Source organism: Limimaricola litoreus (assembly GCF_024159025.1).
Lineage (GTDB): Bacteria > Pseudomonadota > Alphaproteobacteria > Rhodobacterales > Rhodobacteraceae > Limimaricola > Limimaricola litoreus.
In genome coordinates this window covers 1-3,948 of the sequence record NZ_JAMYXC010000107.1, presented here as the reverse complement: position 1 = coordinate 3,948, position 3,948 = coordinate 1, and the positions used below count along the sequence as shown (strand labels likewise).

Sequence of the window (3,948 nt, the reverse complement as noted above, 5' to 3'; positions counted from 1 at the left end):
AGCCGCGCCGCCGCGGCAAGCGGGCGCGCGGCGCAGCCCGTCTCGAACGCCTCGGTTGCTCCCGACGGGCCGGTGCCGGGCGGGGTCGCCCGCGCCGCGACGCAAGGCGATGCCATCAACCTGCGCGACATCAACCTCATCGGCGTCTACGGCAAGCCCGGCGCGCGGCGCGCGCTGGTCCGGCTCGGCAATGGCCGCTACCTGCGCGTCGGCATCGGCGACACGCTGGACGGCGGCCGGGTCTCGGCCATCGGTGACGACGTGCTCAACTACGTCAAGCGCGGGCGCACGCTGGTCCTGCAGATCCCGGACTGACGCTCCGTCTCGGGGCAACTCGGGCCCCTGCCCTGCGTTGCCATCGTCGCGACGACAGGCGATAGCATGATCCCATGCAGGGATTTCTTCTTCAGGCCACGATCTATCTCGGCGCGGCGGTCATCGCCGTGCCGCTTGCCGCCCGTCTGGGCTTGGGCTCGGTGCTGGGCTACCTCGCCGCCGGGATCATCATCGGCCCCGCCACCGGCCTCGTCGGCGCCGAGACCGAGGATCTGCAGCATTTCGCCGAATTCGGCGTGGTGATGATGCTGTTTTTGATCGGGCTGGAGTTGGAGCCGCGCGCTCTGTGGAACATGCGCCAAAGACTGATCGGCCTGGGCGGCGTGCAGGTGGTGCTGACCACCGGAATACTGTTCGGCGCAGGCAGCTTGCTCGGCCTCGATCCGAACGTGGCGCTGGCGATAGGGTTGATCTTCGCGCTCTCCTCGACCGCCATCGTGCTGCAGACCCTGTCGGAAAAGGGGCTGATGCGCACGCAGGGCGGCCGATCCGTGTTTTCGGTGCTGCTGACGCAGGACATCGCCGTGATCCCGATGCTGGCGCTGCTGCCGCTTCTGGCGGTGGGCGGCGGCCATGGCGGTGGCGGTGCTGCGCATTCCGCACCCGCCAACCCCGACGCGCCGGGCGTCAAGGAGGTCGAGGCCGCGCGTACGCTGATCGAGAACCTGCCCGGCTGGGCGGTGACGCTGGTGACGCTGGGCGCCGTCGCGGTGGTGGTGCTGGCGGGGATCTACCTGACCCGGCCGGTGTTTCGCTACATCCACCACGCGCGGCTGCGCGAGCTCTATACCGCACTGGGCCTCCTGATGGTCGTCTCGATCGCGGTGCTGATGGAGCTCGTGGGGCTTTCTCCCGCGCTGGGCACCTTCCTCGCCGGGGTGGTGCTGGCCAACTCCGAATTCCGCCACGAGCTGGAAAGCGATCTCGAACCCTTCAAGGGGCTCCTGCTGGGGCTGTTCTTCATCACCGTGGGCGCGGGCATCGATTTCGGCGTGCTCTTGGGCAACCCGCTGCAGATCGTCGGGCTGACGCTCGGCGTGATCGTCATCAAGGGCAGCGTCCTCTACCTGCTGGCCCGGCTGGCCAAGATGCACACGCGCGACCGCTGGCTGTTCACCCTGGCGCTGGCGCAGGCGGGCGAATTCGGCTTCGTGCTGTCGTCCTTCTCGCTGCAGCAGGGCGTGCTGACGTCCGAGACGGCCGGGGTCATCCGGCTGGTCATCGCCCTGTCGATGCTGGTGACGCCCCTGCTTTTCATCCTCTACGAGCAGCTTTCGGCCCGCGCCGACAAGGCCCCCGACCCCGACCCCGACGAGATCGACCGCGAGGCGCCGATCATCATCGCCGGGATCGGGCGCTTCGGGCAGGTCGTGAGTCGGCTTGTGCAGGGCGCGGGCTTCGAGACGGTGGTGCTCGACCATGACATGGAAATGATCGACACAATGCGCCGCTTCGGCTTCGGCGGCTTCTTCGGCGATCCGACCCGGCCCGACATCCTGCATGCCGCGGGGCTGGAGCGCGCCAAGGTGCTGGTCGTGGCGCTCGATGACCGGCAGGCCGCGCTCAAGCTGGTGCGCCATGCGCGCGCCATGCACCCCGAGCTGCACATCGTGGCCCGCGCCTATGACCGCGAGCATGTCTATCAGCTCTATCAGGCCGGGGCGAACGACATCGTGCGCGAGCTGTTCGATTCGAGCCTGCGCGCGGGGCGCTACGTGCTCGAGCACATCGGCCTGTCGCGCTTCGAGGCTTCCGAGCTGGAAATGGCCTATTACCAGCAGGACCGCGCCGGTGTGCGCGAGCTGGCGCAGCTGTGGAAGCCCGGCGTGCCGGTCTCGCAGAATCCCGAATACGTGGCCCGCGCGCGCAGCCTGAACAAGGATCTCGAAACCTCGATCCTCGAACGGCTGCACCCGCAGGGCGACGCGCAGGAGGTCGAGGCCGCCGAAGAGCCCGTCGGCTACCGCAGCAAGGACCGCAGCTAGGCGTCAGCCGTCGCTGACGCCCGCCTCCGCGAAGCTGGCCATGCCCGAATGGCAGGCCAGCGCGCCCCTGAGCACGCCGATCGCCAGCACGCCGCCGGAGCCTTCGCCGAGCCGCAGGTCGAGCGCCAGCAGCGGCGCCTTGCCCAGCGCCTGCAACAATCGCGCATGGCCGGCTTCGGCGCCCTGGTGCCCCGCCACGGCATGATCGAGGGCGCCGGGGGCCGCGCGGTGCAGCACCAATGCGGCCGAGCAGCAGATGAAGCCGTCGAGCAGCACCGGGATGCGGTGATGCCGCGCCGCGAGGATCGCCCCGGCCATCGCCGCGATCTCGCGCCCGCCGAGCTGGCGCAGCACCTCGATCGGATCGGGATCGGGCCCGAGCCGGGCCGCGCCCTGCGCCACGGCCTCGGATTTGCGCGCCAAACCCGGCGCATCGACTCCGGTGCCGCGCCCGGTCCAGTCCTGCGCCCGTCCCCCTTCGAGCGCCAGCGCGATGGCCGAGGCCGAGCAGGTGTTGCCGATCCCCATCTCCCCGGCCACCAGAAGGTCCGAGACCGGATCGACCGCCGACCAGCCGATGGCCATGGCCTCGAGTAATTCGGCCTCGGTCATGGCCGGGCCCTCGACGAAATCCGCCGTGGGCCTGTCGAGCGCGATGGGATGCACCGTCATCGTGGCGCCGAAGGTCTCGGCGAGCTGGTTCACCGCCGCGCCCCCCGCCTCGAAGTTGCCGACCATCTGCGCCGTCACCTCGGCCGGAAAGGCCGAGACGCCGCGCGCCACGACACCGTGGTTTCCGGCAAAGATCGCGACCTGCGGCCGCTCCAGCCGCGGCCGAGGCGTGCCGCGCCAGCTGGCGTACCACATCGCGAGCTCCTCAAGCCGCCCCAGCGCCCCGGCGGGCTTGGTCAGCTGGGCGTTGCGCACCTGCGCCGCCGACAAAGCGGCCGCATCGGGCACGGGAAGCTCGGTCAGAAGGGCACGCAGCCCCGCAAGGTCGGAGAATGGGGGTGTCATGCGCGTCCTCGTTGCATCGCAGCCTCGGCCTGCCTAACCGTATGAGGGAGGTTTTGAAAAGAGGCCCAGATGTTCAAAGCACTTCGTGCCGCCTTCGGTCTGCTGACGCGCCTGCCGGTGCGCCCCGCCCCGCTCGACCCCGAAGCGGTCTGGGCCTTTCCCCTCGCGGGCCTCGCGGTGGGTGCGATCGCCGCCCTGACCCAGGGCGCGGCGCTGGCGCTCGGCCTGCCGGCGGGCCCGGCGGCGGCGCTGGCGCTGACCGCGCTGATCCTGCTCACGGGCGGGCTGCACGAGGACGGGCTGGCCGATTGCGCCGACGGGCTCTGGGGCGGGTTCGAGCGGGCCGGACGGCTCGAGATCATGCGCGACAGCCGGGTCGGCAGCTACGGTGTGCTTGCGATCGGGACGATGCTACTGATCCGCTGGTCCTGCCTCGTCGTGGCCGGGCCATGGGGCCTCGTGGTCGCCGCGGTGCTGAGCCGGGCGGCGATGGTCTGGCCCATGTCGCGGCTGCCGCATGCGCGCGAGGACGGGTTGGCGCGGCTGTCGGGGCGCCCCTCCGGCCGGGCGATGGCGCTGGCGGCCGGGGTGGCGGTGTTGCTCGCTCTGC

Annotated in this window: 3 protein-coding genes and 1 pseudogene; 3 read left to right on the top strand and 1 reads right to left on the bottom strand. The window is 70.7% G+C overall.

All coding sequences use genetic code 11. From position 1 onward, the window contains the following. Window positions 1-315, top strand: a pseudogene (locus NHG85_RS07020) (hypothetical protein); the annotation flags it as partial. Window positions 316-389: 74 nt separating this feature from the next. After that, window positions 390-2,321 (top strand): monovalent cation:proton antiporter-2 (CPA2) family protein, encoded by a 1,932-nt coding sequence (locus NHG85_RS07015; protein WP_253331068.1) that lies wholly within the window; start codon window positions 390-392, stop codon window positions 2,319-2,321. A 3-nt stretch (window positions 2,322-2,324) separates the two neighbouring features. On the opposite strand, the gene cobT is transcribed toward NHG85_RS07015, so the two are convergent. Beyond that, window positions 2,325-3,338, bottom strand: a complete 1,014-nt coding sequence (cobT, locus tag NHG85_RS07010) for a nicotinate-nucleotide--dimethylbenzimidazole phosphoribosyltransferase (RefSeq protein ID WP_253331066.1) — start codon at window positions 3,336-3,338, stop codon at window positions 2,325-2,327. A gap of 69 nt (window positions 3,339-3,407) precedes the next feature. Here cobT and NHG85_RS07005 point away from each other — a divergent pair. Next, window positions 3,408-3,948: adenosylcobinamide-GDP ribazoletransferase (locus tag NHG85_RS07005; RefSeq protein ID WP_253331064.1), on the top strand; the 541-nt coding region annotated here is incomplete at its 3' end.